This window comes from Pseudanabaena sp. PCC 9330 (assembly GCF_055795045.1).
The window spans coordinates 1-935 of sequence record NZ_JAYFES010000065.1; the positions used below are offsets into that span (position 1 = coordinate 1).

Annotated in this window: 3 protein-coding genes; 2 read left to right on the forward strand and 1 reads right to left on the reverse strand. The window is 50.3% G+C overall.

The genetic code is table 11. The features are described from left to right. Window positions 1–162: IS3 family transposase (locus tag AC0QKW_RS04250; protein ID WP_473149814.1), on the forward strand; the 162-nt coding region annotated here is incomplete at its 5' end. On the opposite strand, the gene AC0QKW_RS04255 is transcribed toward AC0QKW_RS04250, so the two are convergent. Beyond that, the gene (locus tag AC0QKW_RS04255) at window positions 159–518 is read right to left on the reverse strand and encodes a hypothetical protein (protein WP_473149812.1); all 360 of its coding nucleotides are present in this window, start codon (window positions 516–518) and stop codon (window positions 159–161) included. The two genes, AC0QKW_RS04250 and AC0QKW_RS04255, sit on opposite strands and share 4 nt — an antisense overlap. A gap of 150 nt (window positions 519–668) precedes the next feature. Here AC0QKW_RS04255 and AC0QKW_RS04260 point away from each other — a divergent pair. Next, window positions 669–935 (forward strand): hypothetical protein (locus AC0QKW_RS04260; protein WP_473149813.1); only part of this gene is annotated, 267 nt, incomplete at its 3' end.

Consider the following 935-nt stretch of genomic DNA (forward strand, 5'->3'; position numbering starts at 1 on the left):
CCCAGGATCTTCTCAACCCGTGCCCTGGCCCGCACCGTTATTGCTGAATGGATTGAGGTTTTCTATAACCGACAGCGGTTGCACTCAACCCTTGGATACCTGTCACCAGTGCAGTTTGAAGACAACTATTGGCTCTCTCTAAAGGGCCTGAAGGCAGCTTAAATTACCTGTCCACTTTCTTGAGTCAAGATCACACAGGCTAGGGCATAGAGTTGCGTGATTTGCTCCAAGCTAAATGTGGCCGGCGTGCCCGGTCGCGGCGCATCCCGCAGCCGCTCCACCACGGGGATACCTCGGGGACTGACCTCGAGCCAGCGAGTCCGCCACAGCCGACTCATGTCTTTACTGATGCCCAACTCTCGCGATATCTGGCCGTGGCCTTCGCCTCGACTGGCCCGCAGAATGATCCGCGCCCGCAGCGCGATCTGCTGAGCGGTGCTGGGGCGTCTGGCTAATGTCTCGAGTTTTGACTGTTCTGACGCGGTCAAGGTGATGGGGGCTGCGGTCAGTCTTGGCATGGGAAGTTCCCTCCTATGCCCTACTCCTTAATAGTAGGACTTTTTCTGCCAACCGGTACTAGAGGGTGAATACCAAAGGTGACTAGAGAGTGAACGCCAAAGATGACTAGAAGGTGAACACCAAAGGTGAATTAGATTGAGGTTTTATTGATGACTTTAACTGAGTCTATTAGGGAGAAAGTTAGTAATCATATTACTGATAGTGCGCCTATGCAGCAGTTGACTAATAGAGGTGAGGAGTTGACTAATTATGGAGTTGTTAAGGACTGCTTTGATGCAATCACCCTATTTAGAGTGAATGAAAAAGACTGGGGTGTTACGGGTGCATCCCAGTTTTGCAATAAGTACAAATACGTAGTCATCAAACATAGGAGAATTAAGGGCTTTGAACAGCGTCTTATCCCTAGACTTACAAGA

What these genes read in the sequence shown, in the direction of transcription:
- AC0QKW_RS04255 (WP_473149812.1), bottom strand. Translation starts at nt 518, where the DNA reads ATGCCAAGACTGACCGCAGCCCCCATCACCTTGACCGCGTCAGAACAG.